Below are 18,520 nucleotides of genomic sequence, written 5' to 3'. Positions count from 1 at the left end.
CCCCTTGTGCAGCGGCGCCGAATGGACCACGATCGGCCAAGCTCGGTCCGTTGCCGAGGTGTCGGCATCCAGCCGCCCGCTCGTCGTACGGGTCCCCACCGGGCCGGGACGCGAAGGCTGTGCCAGCAGCGGCCGCGTCTCGTGGACAGGGGGGTCTCTGCCACCCGGCAGGGCCTGTCCAGCAGGTTGCGCGAGAGCGTGGCCAGTGGTTGTCGCTCGGGGGTGATCGCCGAATTCCGGACAACGCCGTCCGCCATCCCGCGTGCGGCCGTCTGTACGGCGCTCTCCTTCCCGAGGACGTAGCTCTTCTCCCATCCCGCCGCAATCCCCACGATTCCGGCCGGAGATGTACGTCCGAGAAGGAGGAAAGTCATGGAGTCGCTCATTCGCGGCGGTACCAGATGGAAGCGGTTCGCCGTTGTCATGGTGCCGAGCGTCGCGGCCACCGCCGCGATAGGCGTGGCCCTGGGTCAGGGCGCGCTTGCCGCGTCGTTCAGCGTGTCCGGCCAGCAGTTCAAGGTGAAGGCCGACAGCCTGCACGGTGAGGGCTTCGTCCAGTACGGAGCCATCGACGTCCAGCACGGCGGCAAGCCGATCCCGGTCGCGGTCTCCGCGTTCAGCAACGCCCAGATCTCCGGGCTGTGCCAGTCCGTCGTCGTGCCGGTTCCGGTCTTCGGCGACGTGACGCTGAAGCTGGGCGCCGGCAACGGTGACAAGAAGGTCGAGGCGAAGAACCTCTACATCGACCTCGACCAGCTGAACGCGGACGCCACGTTCACCAACATCAACATCGGCGTGGCGGCCGGAGACAGCAAGAAGGGCCCCGGCATCAAGGCCGGCGACCAGTCGGACCCGGGTTCCTTCGCGCAGGAGGCCGACTCGGCCGACCTGACCGACGTGAAGCAGACCGCCTGGGCCACCAGCGCGGGAACCTTCAAGCTCAGCGGGCTGAGCATGTCGGTCAAGAAGGGCTCGGGCGCGGGCTACGAGTGCTTCTAAGCACCGCCAGGGGGGTGAGGGGCGCGGGACGCCCCTCACCTTCCCCCGACCACTCGCTTTTTTCTTTGTAACGCCAGTCCCAGGGAGCAGTTTTCCATGAGCGCCGAGACACATGGACTGAGCGGGTTCGACTATTGGCGGTTCCGCTTCCGCGTATGGCGCGGGCAGCGGCCGTTCTGGGCGGGCCTGCTGACGGTTCTGGCCGGACTGCCCATCGCCTACTTCCCGTACGCCAACATCACCCTTGGCTCGCTCAGCCTGACCATGGCCACCACGGCCGGCTCCGGTTCGCTGATCATCGGCGTGCTGCTGGTCGTCCTCGGTCTGACCATGTGGTTCCAGTCGGCGGTCCGGGTCTTCGCGGGCATCGCCTCGATCCTGCTCGCCCTGGTCTCCCTGGTGGTCTCCAACTTCGGCGGCTTCTTCGCGGGCTTCGTGCTCGGGCTGGTCGGCGGAGCGCTCTCCGTGGCGTGGGCCCCGGGTGTCCCGCCCGCCGAGGGCGGCCCGCAGGCGGCGGAACTGCCCGACGGCGGCAAGGGGTACGACGGCGACACCGGCTACGTGCCCCCGCCGGACTCGCCCTACGCGCAGGCGTACGGCGAGTACCGCGCCGAGGCGTCGGACGGCACCGTCTCACAGGAGGCGGCGGACGGCACAGAGCGAACCGCAGACGCGAACGGGAGGCACAGTGCGGGGTGATGAGGATCAGCCGGCTTCCGCGGCCGCCGGTAGCGGCACCCGCGTGAGACCGGGGCCGCGGCACGCGGCCCCGAGGAAGTCGCTGCTGACCAAGCTGCAGATGCCGGCGGGCAAGGCGATAGCCCTGGCCGCGATGCCGACGGCGGTCCTGATGGGCATGGGACTGACCCCGAGGCTGGCCTCTGCCGACGAACTGCCGAAGAACCCGTTCTCGGGTACGAAGTGCGTGGAGCAGCCCGACGAGCCCTCGCCGTCCTCGACGCCGAGCAGCACGCCGGGCAACGGTGGCAAGCAGGACGGGCAGGACAGGCCGGAGACGCCGAAGCCCTCGGTGACCCCGACGCCCGGCACGTCCGACTCCGGCACGGGTACCGGGGACGGCAAGGGCGACGGCAACGGGTCGACGACCGTGCCGGCCTCCCCGTCGACGCCGTCCGCGCCGGCCTCCCCGTCGACGAAGCCGTCCTCCGACCCGCTGGACCCGCTGGGCCTCGGCGACGCGCTGGGCGACCTGCTGGGCGTCAACAAGAAGAGCACGGACGCCGCCCCGGCGGACACCGCGCCCTCCGCGACGGCCACGCCGGCCCCGAGCGCCACGTCGCAGACCCCGACGACGGACACCACGGACAAGCCGGCCGACACGACCGTCAAGGACACCACCGACAAGGTCAAGAAGGCGCTGTCCGAGGTCACCAAGGCCGCGGGCGACGCCACCGGCAAGGCGACGCAGGCGCCCGACAGCACGCCGAGCCCCCTGGTCACGTCTGCGGACGGGAAGACCCCGTTCCCGTGCCCGACGCACGACGCGCAGGCTCTGGCCGACGCGGCGTACCAGGAGACGCCCGCCCTCCTCGCGGACGACCCCTGGACGCTGCACAGCAGCCTGCTGACCCTGACGGGCCTGGACTACAAGGGCATCGTCGAGGTCAAGACCTGGAGCGGGAAGGTCAAGCCGGTACTGAAGTTCACGGCCTCCACCCTGGACATCAAGGACCTGCACCAGGAGGTCGTCGGCCCGAACGGCACCGTCGGCCACGTCGAGGCGCGCAAGGGCAGCACGTCGACCATCCGCGGCGGCACGGTGACGATGTACACCGAGTCGCTGAAGGGCAACCTCTTCGGGCTCATCCCGATCGAGTTCACGCCCGACACCCCGCCGCCGGTCAACGTGCCGATCGCCTTCTTCACCAACGTCACGGTGAAGCAGGCCGGCCAGTTCGGCGGCACCCTGAAGGTCCCCGGTATGCACGTGTACAACACCCAGGACTGACCGGGCCCGGACCCGTCCGGGAGCCGCACACGGCGGAGGGCGCCCACCCCTTGCGGGGGAGGCGCCCTCCGCCGTTCTCCGTCGGCGCGGTGCGGGTCAGACGGCGCGGTGGCCGAGGTGGTGCACCCGCACGAGGTTGGTGGTGCCGGCCTCACCGGGAGGCGAGCCGGCGGTGATGATCACCGTGTCGCCCTCGGCGTAGTCGCTGAGCTTCAGCATCTCCTCGTTGACGATCTCGACCATCTCGTCGGTGGTGCTGACGTACTGCACGACGGTGGTCTGCACACCCCAGGTCAGCGCGAGGAAGTTGCGGGTCGACTCGTCGGTCGTGTACGCGACCACCGGCTGCGGCACGCGGTAGCGGGCCAGGCGGCGCGCGGTGTCGCCGGACTTGGTGAAGGCGACCAGCGTCTTGGCGTCCAGGTAGTCCGCGAGCTCGGCGGCGGCACGGGCGACGGCGCCGCCCTGGGTGCGCGGCTTGCGGCCGTTGAGCGGCCACAGGCCCTGCTTGAGCAGCTCGACCTCGGCGGCCTCGATGATCCGCGACATGGTCTTCACGGTCTCGATCGGGTACTTGCCGACGCTGGACTCGGCGGACAGCATCACCGCGTCCGTGCCGTCCAGGATCGCGTTGGCGACGTCGGAGGCCTCGGCGCGGGTGGGGCGGGAGTTGGTGATCATCGACTCCATCATCTGGGTCGCCACGATCACCGGCTTGGCGTTGCGGCGGCACAGCTCGATGAGCCGCTTCTGCACCATGGGGACCTTCTCCAGCGGGTACTCCACCGCCAGGTCGCCACGGGCCACCATGACGGCGTCGAAGGCCGCGACGATGTCCTCCATGTTGTCCACCGCCTGCGGCTTCTCCACCTTGGCGATGACCGGCACGCGGCGGCCGACCTCGTCCATCACGCGGTGCACGTCGCGGATGTCCTTGGCGTCGCGCACGAAGGACAGCGCGACCATGTCGACGCCCATCCGCAGCGCGAAGCGCAGGTCGTCGATGTCCTTCTCGGACAGCGCGGGGACGTTGACCGCCGCGCCGGGCAGGTTGATGCCCTTGTGGTCGGAGATGACGCCGCCCTCGACGACCAGGCAGCGCACACGGGCGCCGTCGACCTCGGTCACGCGCAGCGCGACGTTGCCGTCGTTGATCAGGACCGGGTCGCCGGACCGGACGTCGCCGGGCAGGCCCTTGTAGGTGGTGCCGCAGATGGTCTTGTCGCCCGCCACGTCCTCGGTGGTGATGGTGAACTCGTCACCGGCGACCAGCTCCACGGGGCCGTCCGCGAAGGTCTCCAGGCGGATCTTGGGGCCCTGGAGGTCGGCCAGCACACCGATGGCACGCCCGGTCTCCTCCGAGACCTTGCGCACCCGGTGGTAGCGCTCCTCGTGCTCGGCGTGGCTGCCGTGGCTGAAGTTGAAACGGGCCACGTTCATCCCGGCTTCGGCCAGCGTTTTCAGCTGGTCGTAGGAGTCGACGGCGGGACCCAGGGTGCAGACGATTTTCGCTCGGCGCATGAGGACGATCCTATCAATTTGTTCCGCTCCGGAATTTTCCCGTGCGGGGGAGTCGTGGACGGTGCGGACGGCGGCCATAGACTAGAGCCTCCAGGTGACCTGGAGACGTCACGGGCCGGTCACCAGCGCGTACGTCTGCCGGGCGATCTCCTGCTCCTCGTCGGTCGGCACGACCGCCACCGCCACCTTGCTGCCGGCGGCCGACACCAGTCGCGCGGAGCCGGCGCGCACCGCGTTGCGCACCCCGTCCAGCTCGATGCCCAGGGCTTCCAGGCCGCGCATCGAGGCCTCCCGCACGGCGGGGGAGTTCTCCCCGACACCCGCGGTGAAGGCGATCGCGTCGACCCGGCCCAGGACGGCGGTGTAGGCGCCGACGTACTTGCGCAGCCGGTGCACGTAGACGTCGAAGGCGAGCTGCGCGCTCTCGTCGCCCTCCGCCATCCGCCGGCCGATCTCCCGCATGTCGTTGTCGCCGCACAGGCCCAGCAGACCGGAGCGCTTGTTGAGCAGGGTGTCGACGTCGTCCACCGACATCCCGCCCACGCGGCTGAGGTGGAAGACCACGGCCGGGTCGAGATCACCCGAGCGGGTACCCATGACCAGGCCCTCCAGCGGGGTCAGTCCCATGGAGGTCTCCACGCACGCGCCGCCGCGCACGGCGGAGGCGGAGGCGCCGTTGCCGAGGTGCAGCACGATCACATTGACCTCGGCGGGGTCCTTGCCCAGCAGTTCGGCCGTGGCCCGGCTGACGTACGCGTGCGAGGTGCCGTGGAAGCCGTAGCGGCGCACCTGGTGGGCGTCGGCGGTCTCCCGGTCGATCGCGTAGCGGTACGCGTGCTCGGGGACGGTGGAGTGGAAGGCGGTGTCGAAGACCGCCACTTGGGGCAGGTCGGGGCGCAGCGCGCGGGCCACCCGGATGCCGGTGATGTTGGCCGGGTTGTGCAGCGGGGCGAGCGGCACGAGCTCCTCGACGGCCGCGAGCACGGCGTCGTCGACCAGCACCGGCTCGGTGAACCGGGTGCCGCCGTGCACCACGCGGTGCCCCACGGCGGCCAGTTCGGGGGAGTCCAGGCCGAGGCCACGGGCGGCCAGCTCGTCCGCGACGACCCCCAGCGCCTCGGCGTGTCCGGCGACCCCGCCGCGCTCACCGATGTGCTCCACGATCCCGGCCGCCGGGCGGCTGCCGTCGGCCATGTCGATGAGCTGGTACTTCACCGACGAGGAGCCGGAGTTGAGGACGAGGACGCGGGTCGCTGTCACGGTGCCTTCCTTGTTGCGGTCGGACCGGCCGGACCGGCCGGAGCGGTGGTTCCCTGCTCGCCCTGGGCCTGGATCGCCGTGATGGCGACCGTGTTGACGATGTCCTGCACCAGCGCTCCGCGCGACAGGTCGTTGACGGGCTTGCGCAGGCCCTGCAGCACGGGGCCGACGGCGACGGCGCCGGCCGAACGCTGCACCGCCTTGTAGGTGTTGTTGCCGGTGTTGAGGTCCGGGAAGATCAGCACGGTCGCGTTCCCCGCCACCTTCGAGCCGGGCAGCTTGGTCTCGGCCACCTGCGCGTCCACCGCCGCGTCGTACTGGATCGGGCCCTCGACCAGCAGCTCCGGGCGGCGCTCGCGGACCAGTTCGGTGGCCCGGCGCACCTTGTCGACGTCCACCCCGGAGCCGGAGGTCCCGGTGGAGTACGACAGCATCGCCACCCGCGGCTCCACCCCGAACTGGGCGGCGGTCTCCGCCGACTGGATCGCGATGTCCGCCAGTTGCTCGGCGTCGGGGTCCGGGTTGACCGCGCAGTCGCCGTACACCAGCACCTTGTCGGCCAGGCACATGAAGAAGACCGAGGAGACGATCGACGCGTCCGGCACCGTCTTGATGATCTCGAACGCGGGCCGGATGGTCGCCGCGGTGGAGTGCACCGCGCCGGAGACCATGCCGTCGGCCAGCCCCTGCTGCACCATCAGCGTGCCGAAGTACGACACGTCGGCGACGACGTCGTAGGCGAGTTCGTAGCTCACGCCCTTGTGGGCGCGCAGCTTGGCGTACAGCTCGGCGAAGCTCTCGCGCAGCGGTGAGGTCTGCGGATCGGTGAGCACCAGGCCGGGGACGTCCACGTCGATGCCGAGTTCGCCGGCCCGGCGGCGGATGGCGTCCTCGTTGCCCAGCAGCACGATGTCGCAGACGTTGCGGCGCAGCAGCACCTCGGCGGCGTGCAGGATGCGCTCCTCGGCGCCCTCCGGGAGCACGACGCGGCGCCGCCCCGAGCGGGCCCGCTCGATGAGTTCGTGCTCGAACATCATCGGGGTGACGCGTTCGCCGCGGACCACCGACAGCCGCTCGGTGAGTTCGGCGCTGTCGACATGGGTCTCGAAGAGGCCGAGCGCGGTCTCGGCCTTGCGCGGGGTGCCCGCGCCGAGCTTCGCCTCCAGGGCGAACAGCTCGGCGGCGGTCGGGAAGCTGCCGGTCGGCACCGACATCACCGGGGTGCCGGGGGCGAGCCGGGCGGCGAGCGCCATGATCTCGGGGCCGGGCACCTCGTCGAGGGTGAGCAGGATGCCCGCGATGGGCGGGGAGCCGGCCGAGTGCGCGGCGAGCGAGCCGATGATGAGGTCGGCGCGGTCGCCCGGGGTGATCACCATGCAGCCGGGGGTCAGCGCGCGGATGAAGGTGGGCAGCATCGCACCGCCGAAGACGAAGCCCAGGACGTCCCGGGAGAGCCCGCTGCTGTCGCCGAGCAGCACCTCCGCGCCGAGGGTCTCGACGATCTGGGAGACCGTCGGCGCCGACAGCGCGGGCTCGTCGGGCAGTACGTACGCGGGGACCGGCAGCAGCCGGCGCAGCCGCCCGGCGACCTCGTCCAGGGTCTCCGGGGGCACCCGGTTGGCGATCATGGCGACGATGTCGCAGCCGAAGCCGGAGTAGGACTGGTGGGCGTTGCGCACCTCGTCCACCACCGACTCCGCGGTCTGGTCGCGCCCGCCGACCACCGGGACCACGGAGGCCCCGAACTCGTTGGCGAGGCGGGCGTTGATGCCCATCTCGCCCGGCAGGTTGGTCTCGTGGAAGTCCGAGCCGAGCACCAGCACGGTGTCGTACTCACCGGCCACCAGGTGGTAGCGCTCCACGAGCACGGCGATCATCGCGTCCCGGCCCTGCTCGGCCTGGAGGGCCGCGGCCTCCTCGTAGCTCAGGCCGAAGGCCGTCGCGGGGTCCTGGGTGAGCCGGAAGCGGCTGCGCAGCAGGTCGAACATCCGGTCGGGGGTGTCGTGCACCAGCGGGCGGAACACGCCCACGCGGTCGACCTGGCGGGTGAGCAGCTCCATGACGCCGAGCTCGACGACCTGCCTGCCGTCCCCCCGGCCGACCCCGGTTACGTACACGCTGCGCGTCACGCGCTCTCTCCGTTCCTGCCTGGTGGAATCACCCATTCGGGTGGCGGGTGCCTCTTGACATTACAGTCCGCTGTGCGTATGACGCGCGGTGGGTCAGGCACGGATCTACGATGCGAAAGAGGCGACCTGGGACGCTACCGGAGGGAGCGCGCAGCGCCATGCGTATCGGAGTGCTCACCGCGGGCGGCGACTGTCCAGGGCTCAACGCTGTCATCCGTTCGGTGACCCATCGCGCGTTGACGTACCACGGCGACGAGGTCATCGGTTTTGAGGACGGCTTCAAGGGACTGCTGGAGGGCCGCTACCGCACCCTCGACCTGAACTCCGTCAGCGGCATCCTGGCCCGCGGCGGCACCGTGCTCGGCTCCACCCGGCTGGAGCGCTCCCGGCTGCACGAGGCCGCCGACAACTGGCGCACCGTGTGCGCGGCGTACGGCCTCGACGTGCTCATCCCGATCGGCGGCGAGGGCACCCTCACCGCGGCCCGGCTGCTCGCCGAGGCGGGCATGCCGCTCGTCGGCGTCCCCAAGACCATCGACAACGACATCTCGGCCACCGACCGCACCTTCGGCTTCGACACCGCCGTCACCGTGGCCACCGAGGCCATCGACCGGCTGAAGACCACCGCCGAGTCGCACCAGCGCGTCATGGTCGTCGAGGTGATGGGCCGGCACGCCGGCTGGATCGCCCTCGAATCCGGTATGGCCGGCGGCGCCCACGGCATCTGCCTGCCCGAGCGGCCCTTCGACCCCGCCGACCTCGTCGCGATGGTCGAGGAGCGCTTCGCGCGGGGCAAGAAGTTCGCCGTCGTCTGCGTCGCCGAGGGCGCCCACCCCGCCGAGGGCACCATGCCGTACGTCCACGGCGAGATCGACGCCTACGGCCACGAGCGCTTCGCCGGCATCGGCACCCGGCTCGCCGCCGAGCTGGAGCAGCGCCTGGGCAAGGAGGCCCGCCCGGTCATCCTCGGCCACGTCCAGCGCGGCGGCGTCCCCACCCCCTACGACCGGGTCCTGGCCACCCGCTTCGGCTGGCACGCCGTCGAGGCCGCGCACAAGGGCGCCTTCGGCAACATGACGGCGCTGCGCGGCACCGCGATCGAACTGGTGCCGCTCGCCGAGGCCGTGACCGTCCTCAAGCGGGTCCCCGAGGACCGCATGCAGGAGGCCGAGTCCGTCTTCTGAGGCGGACCCCGTGACACGGCGCCGGCGTCGGCACCGGCGTCACGGCTTGCGCGCGGTCGCCCATCGGTAGGTGAGCTCGGGCCGTCCCACCTGGCCGTACTGCGGGGCGCGCACGGCGCGGCCGATGTCGACCAGGTGCTCCAGATAGCGGCGGGCGGTGATCCGGGAGACGCCGACCTGCTGGGCGGCCGCGCTCGCCGACAGGCCCCCCTCGGCATCGCGCAGCGCGGTGGTCACCGCCTCCAGCGTCGGACCGCTCAGGCCCTTGGGCAGCGCCGAGGCCTCGGGGCTGCGCAGTGCCGCCAGCGCGCGGTCCACCTCGTCCTGCCCGGAGGCCTCGCCGCCCGCCAGCTCGTCGCGGTAGCGCGCCCAGCGCTCCAGCCGGTCGCGCAGCGCCGGGAAGGGGAAGGGCTTGAGCAGGTACTGCACCACGCCCACCGAGACCGCCTGGCGCACCACCCCCAGGTCGCGGGCCGAGGTCACGGCCACCACGTCCGCGGTGTGCCCGGCCGCCCGCAGCTTGCGGACGACCTGCAGCCCGTGCCCGTCCGGCAGATTGAGGTCGAGCAGGATCAGGTCCACCTCGTGCCGTTCCAGTGCCCGCAGCGCCGCCCCGCCGGAGTGCGCGACGGCCGCGACCTCGAAGCCGGGCAGCCGCTCCACGTACAACCGGTGGGCGTCGGCCGCCACCGGGTCGTCCTCGACCACCAGTACCTTGATCATGTCCGCACCTCCCCGCGCAGCGGCAACCGCACGGTGAAGGACGCGCCGCCGCCCACCGCCCGCTCCAGGTCCACGCTGCCGCCCGCGCGCCGGGCGGTCTGCTCGACGAGCGCGAGCCCGAGGCCGTGCCCCTGGCTCTTGGTCGTCCAGCCGCGCCGGAAGACCTCGCGTACCGCGCCCGGGTCCACCCCGCGTCCGCTGTCGGTGACCCGCAGCGTCAACTCGCCCTCGCCGGTGCGGGCGGTGACCTCGACGTGCGGGGGCGCGGTCGTCTGCGCGGCGCCCTCGATGGCGGCGTCCAGGGCGTTGTCGATCAGGTTGCCCAGGATGGTGACAAGGTCCCGGGAGGTGAGCGAGGCCGGCAGCACCCCGTCGTCGATGCTGCTGTCCTCGGTGACCGTCAGCTCCACACCGCGCTCGTTCGCCTCGGCCGCCTTGCCCAGCAGCAGTGCGGCCAGCACCGGTTCCGCCACCGCCGCCACCACGCGGTCGGTCAGCGCCTGGGCCAGTTGCAGTTCGGCGGTCGCGAACTCCACCGCGTCCTGGGTGCGCCCCAGTTCGATCAGCGAGACGACGGTGTGCAGACGGTTGGAGGCCTCGTGAGCCTGCGAGCGCAGCGCCTCGGCGAAACCGCGTACGGAGTCGAGCTCACCGGTGAGCGACTGCAGGTCGGTGTGGTCCCGCAGGGTCACCACCGTGCCCCGGCGCTCCCCGCCGCGCACCGGCGAGGTGTTGACCACCACCACCCGCTCCGCGGTCAGGTGCACCTCGTCCACCCGCGGCTCGGCGGCCAGCAGCGCGCCGGTCAGCGAGGCGGGCAGCCCGAGGTCGGCGACGTACGAGCCCACCACGGCGCCGGGCAGGCCCAGCAGTTCGCGGGCGGCGTCGTTGCACAGGGCGACCCTGCGGCCGGCGTCCAGCAGGATCAGCCCCTCGCGTACCGCGTGCAGCGTCGCCTGGTGGTAGTCGTACATGCGGCTCAGCTCGTCCGCGGCCATGCCGTGCGTGTGCCGGCGCAGCCGGGCGTTGGCGAGGTAGGTGCCGAGGCCGCCGACGGCCAGCGCCGCCGCGGCGATCCCGATGAGCAGGGCCAGCTGGCCCCGCACCTGGTCGGTGATGGCCTCGACCGTGATGCCGACGCTGACCAGGCCGACGATCCGGGAGCCGTCCCGGATGGGGGTGACGACGCGCACGGACGCGCCGAGCGTGCCGGTGTAGGTCTCGGTGAAGGTGACGCCGCGCTGGGCGGGGCCTATGTTCCCGAGGAAGGGGCGGCCTATCTCGGCGGTGTCCGGGTGCGTCCAGCGGATGCCGTCCGGGCTCATGATGGTGATGAAGGACACCCCGGTGTCCAGGCGGACCCGCTCGGCGTACGGCTGGAGCGCGGCGCTGGGGTCCGTGCCGCGAATCGCGGCCGCGACCGAGGGGGCGTCGGCCACCGCCCGCGCCGCCGCCGTGACCCGGTCCCGCGCGGCGTCCTCCGCCCGTGCGGCGGCGTTGGCGTAGACGAGCACCGCGATGCCCGCGACCACCATGGCCACGATGACCACCTGCATCGCGAACAACTGGCCCGCCAGGCTGTGCGCACGGCGGCGCGGCCGGGGGCTGCGGAGGCGGGTCGGGAGCGGCATGCCCACCAGTGTGCACGGGTCCCGCGAACTCAATGAACGCAAACGTGACCTGGCTCACTGGGCGGGCGCATAGTCACCGGGACTTATCCAATCGCGGGCGTCCGGGACGGCGTCCGGCTGGACCGAGGAGACAAAGGTGTCAGTGCCGGTGCAGAGCCGCAGCCAGGGTCGCAGGGACCGTACCCACTACCTCTACATCGCGGTGGTCGTCGCCGCGATCGCGGGCGCCGTCCTCGGTCTTGTCGCCCCGGACGCGGCGGTCGAGTTGAAGCCGATCGGCACCGGCTTCGTCAACCTGATCAAGATGATGATCTCGCCGATCATCTTCTGCACGATCGTGCTCGGCGTCGGTTCGGTACGGAAGGCCGCGAAGGTCGGCAAGGTCGGCGGGCTCGCCCTCGGGTACTTCGTCGTCATGTCCTTCGTGGCGTTGGGCATCGGCCTCGTCGTCGGCAACATCCTCCAGCCCGGCGACGGGCTGCACCTGACCGACGCCCTGAAGGACGTGGGCCAGGCCCAGGCCAAGGACGCGCCGGCCGAGTCGCTGCCGGACTTCATCCTCTCGATCATCCCGGTCACCTTGATCTCGGCGTTCACCGAGGGCCAGGTGCTGCAGACCCTGCTGGTGGCGCTGCTCGTCGGCTTCGGCCTGCAGGCCATGGGCTCGGCGGGCGAGCCGGTGCTGCGCGGCATCGGACACATCCAGAAGCTGGTCTTCCGGGTCCTTTCCATGATCATGTGGGCCGCGCCGGTGGGTGCCTTCGGCGCCCTCGCGGCGGTGGTCGGCTCGGCGGGCGTGGACGCGCTCAAGGCGCTGGCCACGATCATGCTCGGCTTCTACGTGACCTGCCTGATCTTCGTGGTCGTCGTGCTCGGCCTGATCCTGCGGCTCGTGGCCGGGGTCAACCTCTTCCAGCTGCTGAAGTACCTCGGCCGGGAGTTCCTCCTGATCGTCTCGACCTCCTCGTCGGAGTCGGCGCTGCCCCGCCTCATCGCCAAGATGGAGCACCTCGGCGTCAGCCGCCCGGTCGTCGGCATCACCGTGCCGACCGGCTACTCCTTCAACCTCGACGGCACCATGATCTACCTGACCATGGCCTCGCTGTTCATCGCCGACTCGATGGGCCAGCCGCTCTCCATCGGCGAGCAGATCACCCTCCTGCTCTTCATGATGATCGCCTCCAAGGGCGCCGCCGGTGTCACCGGCGCGGGCCTGGCGACGCTGGCCGGCGCGCTCCAGTCCCACAAGCCGGCCCTCGTCGACGGGGTGGGCCTCATCGTCGGGATCGACCGCTTCATGAGCGAGGCGCGCGCCGTCACCAACTTCGCGGGCAACGCGGTCGCCACCGTCCTGATCGGCACCTGGACCAAGGAGTTCGACCGCGAGCGGGCCGAGCGCGTCTTCGCCGGAGAGCTGCCCTTCGACGAGACCACGCTCGTCGACGACGGCCACGGCGAGCCGCCGTCCGAGCCGGTGTCCACGGAGAAGGAGCCGGTGCCGGCGGCCTGACCCGCCGCCCCCCTCACGTCCCGCCGGGCCGCTCCCCCCGTCGCCCGGCGGGACCGGACGTTCCGTTCGTGGCGGTCCCGGCTCCCGGCAGGAGCCGGGACCGCCGGTGCGTGATGATCGCTCCATGACGACGCACACCGGCTACGCCTCCGCGTCTTTCGACACGTACGCCTCCAACACCGCGTTGTACGCCGACACCGCCCTGACCGAGGGCACCGACTGGGCCCGGCGCTTCCGCCGGCACGCCGCCGGCGACCCCGCCGCCCGGCCCGGCGACACCGTGGTCGTCGCCCCGCACGCCGGCGGCATCGAGGCCGGCACCTCCGAACTCTGCCTCGCCGTCGCCGGGTACCACCCCGCCGATCTCGCGCCCACCCCGCCGGGCGGCCCGGTGTACGACTACTGGATGTTCGAGGGCCTGCGCGTCACCGGAAACGCCGCCCTCCACGTCACCTCTACCCGCTGCGACGACCCGGTCGCCCGCGCGATGGCGGCGGGCAGCCTGCGGGTGCTGTCGCTGCACGGCTGCACGGCCCGGCAGGCGGGTCTGCCGGAGGGGGCCGGGGCCGTTCTCGTCGGCGGCGCGGACACCGCCTTCGCGGGCCAACTGACCGCCGCCCTCACCGATGCCGGTCTCCACGCCGTCGACGCGTCGGAGGTCGGGGAACTCGCGGGCCGCTCCCCGGCCAACATCTGCAACGGCACCCGGCGCGGCCGCGGCGCCCAACTGGAGATCACCGCCCCGCTGCGCACCGCGATGTTCGGCACGCACACCCGTGCCGGGCGGGGCGGCACCACGCGACCGGTCTTCTGGAGCCTCGTGGCCGCCGTGCGCGCGGCGATCGCGGCCGCGTCCTGAGGTCCCGCCGGCGTCACGCCCTCGGCGAACCGCCGTATCGCTACGCCCGGCCGCGGGCATGCTGCCGGCATGCTGCAACGCGTCGCGGTCCTGGCCGACATCCACGGCAACCTGCCCGCCCTTGAGGCGGTGCTCGCCGAGCCCGATGTGCGGGACGCCGACCGCGTGGTCCTGGCCGGGGACCACGCGGCGGGACCGCTGCCGGGACCCACCCTGGAAAGGCTGCGGGCGCTGGGGGACCGGGCGGTGTGGATCGGCGGCAACGCGGACCGGGAGCTGGTGGAGCACCGGCGCGACGGCCGCGCGAGCGGCTACGAGGTGTCGGACTGGGCCGCGGCGGAACTGACGGACGATCATGTGTCGTGGCTGGCGCGGCTGCCGCTGACCGCGGAACTGGAGGTCGCGGAGGCGGGGCGCACGGTCTTCTGCCACGCCACCGTGCGCGACGACGAGGAGATCGTGCTGGTCGACTCGCGTGCCGCGCGCTGGGCCGAGGTCATGGCGGGCCTCGGCCCGGACGTGGAGACCGTGGTCTGCGGCCACACCCACATGCCCTACGTCCGGCTGGCATTCGGCCGCCTCGTCGTCAACCCGGGAAGCGTGGGCATGCCCTACGGGCGCCCTGGCGCCCACTGGGCCCTGCTCGGCGCGGGCGGCGTCCGGCTGCGGCGCACGGTGTACGACCGGGAGGCGGCGGCCGCGCGGATCGCCGGGGAGTCGGGCTTCGCCGGGGCCGCGCGGTGGGCCGAGGAGTACGTGCTCGGCACGTACTCCGCGGAGGAGGTCGTCGCTGCGTGGGGCCCGCGCGACGGGCGGCCGGAGTGAGGGGCACGCGCTCGTCGCCCGGCCTGGTCGGGCCGACGTCAGTCCCACCACATCACGACGTACTGCCCGCGCCGCGCCGCCTCCGCACAGAACGCGCACAGCGCGCGAAAGTGCCCGGTCAGGTACGCCTGCGGATCGCGGACCCCGTCGAGCCCGCGGACCCCCGGCCGCGGCGGCAGCACCGCCGGCCGGTCGATCGCGGCGAGCGCGTGCGCGACGGCGGCCACGCCCTCGGGGGCCAGGGCCGCAGGGGGAGGGCCGAAGATCCCGACGGCGTCCGGGTGGTCGAGGAAGGCCACGTCCACCTCCGGGTCGCCCGTCGTGGCCCGCCGGAGGGCCGCGAGCAGACGGCCGTCGAGTCCGGCGCGGCGGCAGGCGTCCTCCAGGGGGTGGGGCGCCCAGTCGAGATCGAGGACGTCCCCGGCGGGCGGGGCCCAGCCGGGGTCGGCGTCCGGACGGCCGGCCGCCGTCGCGCGGCAGTGGGCGAGGTCCGCGGCGTGCACACGGGCGAGGAGCTGGGTCACGGCCATGAGGGGCCCCGCACGGCCCAGTGGCCGGCCCGGCCGCCGCTGATGCGTTCGTGAACCGACCTGGGGGAAGGGTGCCTTGGGCGTCGGTCATGCGTCCGAGCGTCGAGGGTCCGCAGCGGGTCCTGCCACGGGATTTGCGGGTCCGTACGGGCGTGAGCAGTGCCACAGGGCGATCGTTCAATCCTGTACTTCTTCTGTGCGACCATCGCTGTGGGGAGAGGAACCGGGGACCCGGACAGCACCCGGCCCCTCTCCCCTCGGCCGGGCCCGCGACTGCTCCCGACGGGTGGGTGTTCCCCCGCTTGGTGCAGGGTTCCGGGTGGATTTCGCGGTGTGCGCCGGGCGTGGCCGGGCTGCTCGGAGGGCCGGTGCGCGAGGCTCGTGCGCGGGTTCGCGGCATCGACCGGGACGCGCCGGAAGGCGGGGCCCGGGGGTGCGTGCGGCAGGGCGCGCGAACCGCTTCAGAAAGTTCGTCTCGGTTCTTGGATATGGCCAATTCCCGCTCCCTGTAAGGGAGATAATCACACAGCCCGGCGTTGGGGTGGGGCGTGCGCGCGTCCGCTGTGCCGCGCGTCTACTGCATGTGGCGTAAATCGTGCACTTGTGGTCGTTTCGCTCGCGCCCTTGTGGTCCGCTCGCTCGTTATGGGCGTGCTAAGTCGCCTCTGAAGGTCGCGCGCGTGTCGCGTGCTGCGTCGCGCCTTCGGGGGTCCGGGATGCGATGATTTTGGTGTATTTCGGACAATCGGCGTGCGCCCCAACGCACCTTTAGTCACCAAGGACCACTATGACTGCCAATCTCGCTGTGAAGGCCGACAATGGCGCCCCGGCCGGGCGTCCGCAGGTGCAGCGGAGGATCCCGCTGGCGGAGCTGGCGTCCCGCGGCAGCTCCGTGGCCTCGCCGGCCCTCGGTCGCGTGATGCCCGCCGCGGCCTCCGCCGGGAGCGTCCCGGTCGCGGCCTTCCAGTCGTTCAGCAGCAAGTAGCCGACCGACTCGGGGATTCCGCGCCGCAGTCATGGAGTCATCAGCGCCGACCAGGCCGTTGTCACAGTTTGTCCTGAAATTGCACAGCCGGTGCGATTTGGCATGCGACCACTGCTACGTGTACGAGCACGCGGACACGAGCTGGAAGCAACGGATCCGGGCGACTCCGGACGAGGTGTTCGACCGTGTGGCGGCACGGATCGCTGAGCATGCAGCGGTGCACCACCTGGACGCCGTCCAGGTGGTGTTCCACGGGGGAGAACCCCTCCTGGCCGGCCCGGCACGCATCCGCCGGGCCGCCGAGGCGTTACGCGGGGCGCTGGACGGCCGGTGCGCCCTGGAGCTCGGTATCCAGACCAACGCCGTCCTTCTGAACGAGCGATTTTGCGACATCTTCGATGAGTTCGGCATCTCGGTCGGCGTCTCCCTCGACGGCGGACGGGCCGAGAACGACCGCCACCGGCGGTTCGCGGACGGGCGGAGCAGCTACGACCGCGTGGTGAGATCGATCGGGCTGCTCCGTGAGCCGCGCTACCGCCATCTCTACGGCGGCCTGCTCTGCACGATCGACGTGGACAACGACCCCCTCGCGGTGTACGACGCACTCATGGCGCTGGAACCGCCCCGTATCGACTTCCTGTTGCCCCACGCCACGCACGACGTGCCGCCCGTACGCCCCGGCGGCGCCCCGGCGCCCTACGCGGACTGGCTGCTGACGATCCACCGGCGCTGGACCGCCCAGGGGCGCCCGGTGCCCGTGCGGGTCTTCGACTCCGTGCGCCGGATGCTGCGCGGCGGGAGCAGCCTGGTGGAGTCGATCGGCACCGATCCGGTCGACCTCGTCGTCATCGAGACGGACGGGACGTTCGAGCAGGCCGACTCGCTCAAGACCGCCTACGACGGGGCCCCGGCCACCGGCATGGACGTCTTCACGCACTCCCTGGACGAGGTGGCCGCCCATCCCGGGATCACCGCCCGGCGGCAGGGCAGAGCCGGACTGGCCGAGGAGTGCCGCCGGTGCCCGGTGGTCGACGTCTGCGGCGGGGGACTGTACGCGCATCGCTACCGCACCGGGAACGGATTCGCGAACCCGTCCGCGTACTGCGCCGACCTGATGGAGTTGATCCTCGGCATCCGCGACGCCGAGGACGAGGAAGTGGATCGGGAGATTTCGGTGACCACCGCGCCGGGGCAGCAGGACGGGTCCCCGCTGACCGAGGAACAGATCGACCAGCTGGCCGCCGGGTACGGCGACGCCGGCACGGTCGCGGCGCTCGCCGCCGAGCAGCTCGGGATCACCCGCGGCCTGCTCACCGCGGTCTGGGAACGCGCCCCGCGGGACGCCAGGACCGCCGCCGTGTGGCGGGTGCTCGCCGAGGTCGACGAGGCCGCGCCGGAGGCCGTGGACATTGTGCTGGCTCATCCGTACGTCCGGCCGTGGGCCCGGCACTGCCTGGAGACGGGCGGCGACGGGGGCGCGGACGTCGCGGGGCTCGCCGAGGTCGCGGCCGCCTCCCTGGTGCGGTCCGCGGGCCGGTACGGGGCGACGGTGCGGGTCCCCGTGCGCGACGGCGCGGTACGGCTGCCGGGTCTCGGCCGCGTGCTGGTCGGCGCCGCCGACGGTGAAGAGGCGGAAGTGGCCGCGGACGCCGGCGGATTCCGTGTGAGCGCCGCGGGCCGTACGCTCAGGATCCCCGCGCAGGGCCCCGCGGACGCGTGGTGGCACCCCGTACGCCGGGTCGGCCCGGCCGGCTGGACCGTGGCGCTGGAGGACACCGACCCCTACCGCGACGCCCATCAGTGGCCGCCGGTGTCCCGGCAGGACGAGTCCGAGGTCAAGGCCTGGCACGAGGACCTGGTCGCGGCCTGGGACTTCCTCGGCGGCGAACTGCCCCGCTACGTCCCGGGGCTGGCCGCCGGGCTCGGGACCATCACCCCGTTGGTCCCGCCGGGCGACGGGAGCGACGTCAGCGGGGCCGCCCGGCAGGCGTTCGGCGCCGTCGGCATCGCACGGCCGGCGACGCCGGTCACGCTGGCCCTGCTGGTGGCCCATGAGTTCCAGCACGTGAAGCTCGGTGCCGTGCTGGACCTGATGGACCTGTTCGACCCGGACGACACCCGCCTGTTCCACGCGCCGTGGCGGCCCGACCCGCGTCCACTGGAGGGCCTGCTCCAGGGGACGTACGCACACATCGCCGTCGCCGAGTACTGGCGCGCTCTGGCCCGCCGGGGCGTCCCGGAGGCGGCCGCCCCCTTCGCCCGCTGGACCCGCGAGACGGCGGAGGCGGTCGACCGGCTCGCCGGCAGCGGATCGCTCACCCCGCTGGGCGAGCGCTTCGCGGCCCGGATGGCCGGCACCGTCGCCCCCTGGCTCTCCGAAGTGAACGGGGTCTGAG

The 18,520-nt window shown here is 72.3% G+C and carries 15 protein-coding genes; 9 read left to right on the top strand and 6 right to left on the bottom strand.

Features of this window, described 5'->3' with window-relative positions:
* Positions 1–372: 372 nt before the first annotated feature.
* The 3 genes from PV364_RS12330 (at position 373) to PV364_RS12320 (ending at position 2,968) form a co-directional block, all read left to right on the top strand.
* The gene (locus PV364_RS12330) at positions 373–999 is read left to right on the top strand and encodes a DUF6230 family protein (RefSeq protein ID WP_319659921.1); all 627 of its coding nucleotides are present in this window, start codon (positions 373–375) and stop codon (positions 997–999) included.
* A gap of 96 nt (positions 1,000–1,095) precedes the next feature.
* Positions 1,096–1,698, top strand: a complete 603-nt coding sequence (locus PV364_RS12325; RefSeq protein ID WP_319659920.1) for a DUF6114 domain-containing protein — start codon at positions 1,096–1,098, stop codon at positions 1,696–1,698.
* Positions 1,688–2,968 carry a hydrogenase expression protein HypF gene (locus PV364_RS12320; protein WP_319659919.1) on the top strand — a complete coding sequence of 427 codons (1,281 nt, stop codon included), beginning with the start codon at positions 1,688–1,690 and terminating at the stop codon, positions 2,966–2,968. Before PV364_RS12325 ends, PV364_RS12320 begins: the two co-directional genes overlap by 11 nt.
* Before the next feature lie 96 nt (positions 2,969–3,064).
* Here the strand turns inward: PV364_RS12320 and pyk are convergent, their stop codons facing one another.
* The 3 genes from pyk to pta form a co-directional block, all read right to left on the bottom strand.
* Positions 3,065–4,489: a pyruvate kinase gene (gene pyk / locus PV364_RS12315; protein ID WP_319659918.1), complete on the bottom strand. Its 1,425-nt coding sequence runs from the start codon at positions 4,487–4,489 to the stop codon at positions 3,065–3,067.
* 108 nt (positions 4,490–4,597) lie between these two features.
* The gene (locus PV364_RS12310; RefSeq protein ID WP_319659917.1) at positions 4,598–5,749 is read right to left on the bottom strand and encodes an acetate kinase; all 1,152 of its coding nucleotides are present in this window, start codon (positions 5,747–5,749) and stop codon (positions 4,598–4,600) included.
* Entirely contained in the window at positions 5,746–7,878 is a 2,133-nt protein-coding gene (gene pta / locus PV364_RS12305) for a phosphate acetyltransferase (RefSeq protein ID WP_319659916.1), read from the bottom strand. The genes PV364_RS12310 and pta overlap by 4 nt, the downstream gene beginning before the upstream one ends.
* A gap of 158 nt (positions 7,879–8,036) precedes the next feature.
* Here pta and PV364_RS12300 point away from each other — a divergent pair, with 158 nt between their 5' ends.
* Positions 8,037–9,062: an ATP-dependent 6-phosphofructokinase gene (locus tag PV364_RS12300; protein ID WP_319659915.1), complete on the top strand. Its 1,026-nt coding sequence runs from the start codon at positions 8,037–8,039 to the stop codon at positions 9,060–9,062.
* Between the two features lie 39 nt (positions 9,063–9,101).
* On the opposite strand, the gene PV364_RS12295 is transcribed toward PV364_RS12300, so the two are convergent.
* Both PV364_RS12295 and PV364_RS12290 read right to left on the bottom strand, forming a co-directional pair.
* Positions 9,102–9,785: a response regulator gene (locus PV364_RS12295; protein ID WP_319659914.1), complete on the bottom strand. Its 684-nt coding sequence runs from the start codon at positions 9,783–9,785 to the stop codon at positions 9,102–9,104.
* Positions 9,782–11,416 (bottom strand): sensor histidine kinase, encoded by a 1,635-nt coding sequence (locus PV364_RS12290; RefSeq protein WP_319659913.1) that lies wholly within the window; start codon positions 11,414–11,416, stop codon positions 9,782–9,784. Before PV364_RS12290 ends, PV364_RS12295 begins: the two co-directional genes overlap by 4 nt.
* Positions 11,417–11,558: 142 nt before the next feature.
* On the opposite strand from PV364_RS12290, the gene PV364_RS12285 reads away from it, so the two are divergent.
* The 3 genes from PV364_RS12285 to PV364_RS12275 all read left to right on the top strand — a co-directional run bounded on the left by PV364_RS12285 (position 11,559) and on the right by PV364_RS12275 (position 14,610).
* Positions 11,559–12,926 carry a cation:dicarboxylate symporter family transporter gene (locus tag PV364_RS12285; protein ID WP_319660052.1) on the top strand — a complete coding sequence of 456 codons (1,368 nt, stop codon included), beginning with the start codon at positions 11,559–11,561 and terminating at the stop codon, positions 12,924–12,926.
* Positions 12,927–13,050: 124 nt separating this feature from the next.
* Positions 13,051–13,785 carry a poly-gamma-glutamate hydrolase family protein gene (locus PV364_RS12280; RefSeq protein WP_319659912.1) on the top strand — a complete coding sequence of 245 codons (735 nt, stop codon included), beginning with the start codon at positions 13,051–13,053 and terminating at the stop codon, positions 13,783–13,785.
* A 69-nt stretch (positions 13,786–13,854) separates the two neighbouring features.
* Complete coding sequence (locus tag PV364_RS12275) at positions 13,855–14,610, top strand: metallophosphoesterase family protein (protein WP_319659911.1); 756 nt, start codon at positions 13,855–13,857, stop codon at positions 14,608–14,610.
* Positions 14,611–14,648: 38 nt separating this feature from the next.
* Here PV364_RS12275 and PV364_RS12270 read toward each other — a convergent pair whose 3' ends face one another.
* Positions 14,649–15,140 carry a DUF1877 domain-containing protein gene (locus tag PV364_RS12270; RefSeq protein ID WP_319659909.1) on the bottom strand — a complete coding sequence of 164 codons (492 nt, stop codon included), beginning with the start codon at positions 15,138–15,140 and terminating at the stop codon, positions 14,649–14,651.
* A 786-nt stretch (positions 15,141–15,926) separates the two neighbouring features.
* On the opposite strand from PV364_RS12270, the gene fxsA reads away from it, so the two are divergent.
* Entirely contained in the window at positions 15,927–16,124 is a 198-nt protein-coding gene (fxsA, locus tag PV364_RS12265; RefSeq protein WP_319659908.1) for an FxSxx-COOH cyclophane-containing RiPP peptide, read from the top strand.
* 31 nt (positions 16,125–16,155) lie between these two features.
* Positions 16,156–18,519 (top strand): FxsB family cyclophane-forming radical SAM/SPASM peptide maturase, encoded by a 2,364-nt coding sequence (locus tag PV364_RS12260; protein ID WP_319659907.1) that lies wholly within the window; start codon positions 16,156–16,158, stop codon positions 18,517–18,519.
* Position 18,520 lies beyond the last annotated feature (1 nt).

Source organism: Streptomyces sp. MI02-7b (assembly GCF_033793585.1).
GTDB lineage: Bacteria > Actinomycetota > Actinomycetes > Streptomycetales > Streptomycetaceae > Actinacidiphila.
Note: the sequence above shows the minus strand (reverse complement) of the source record. Positions and strands in the feature narration are given on the sequence as shown.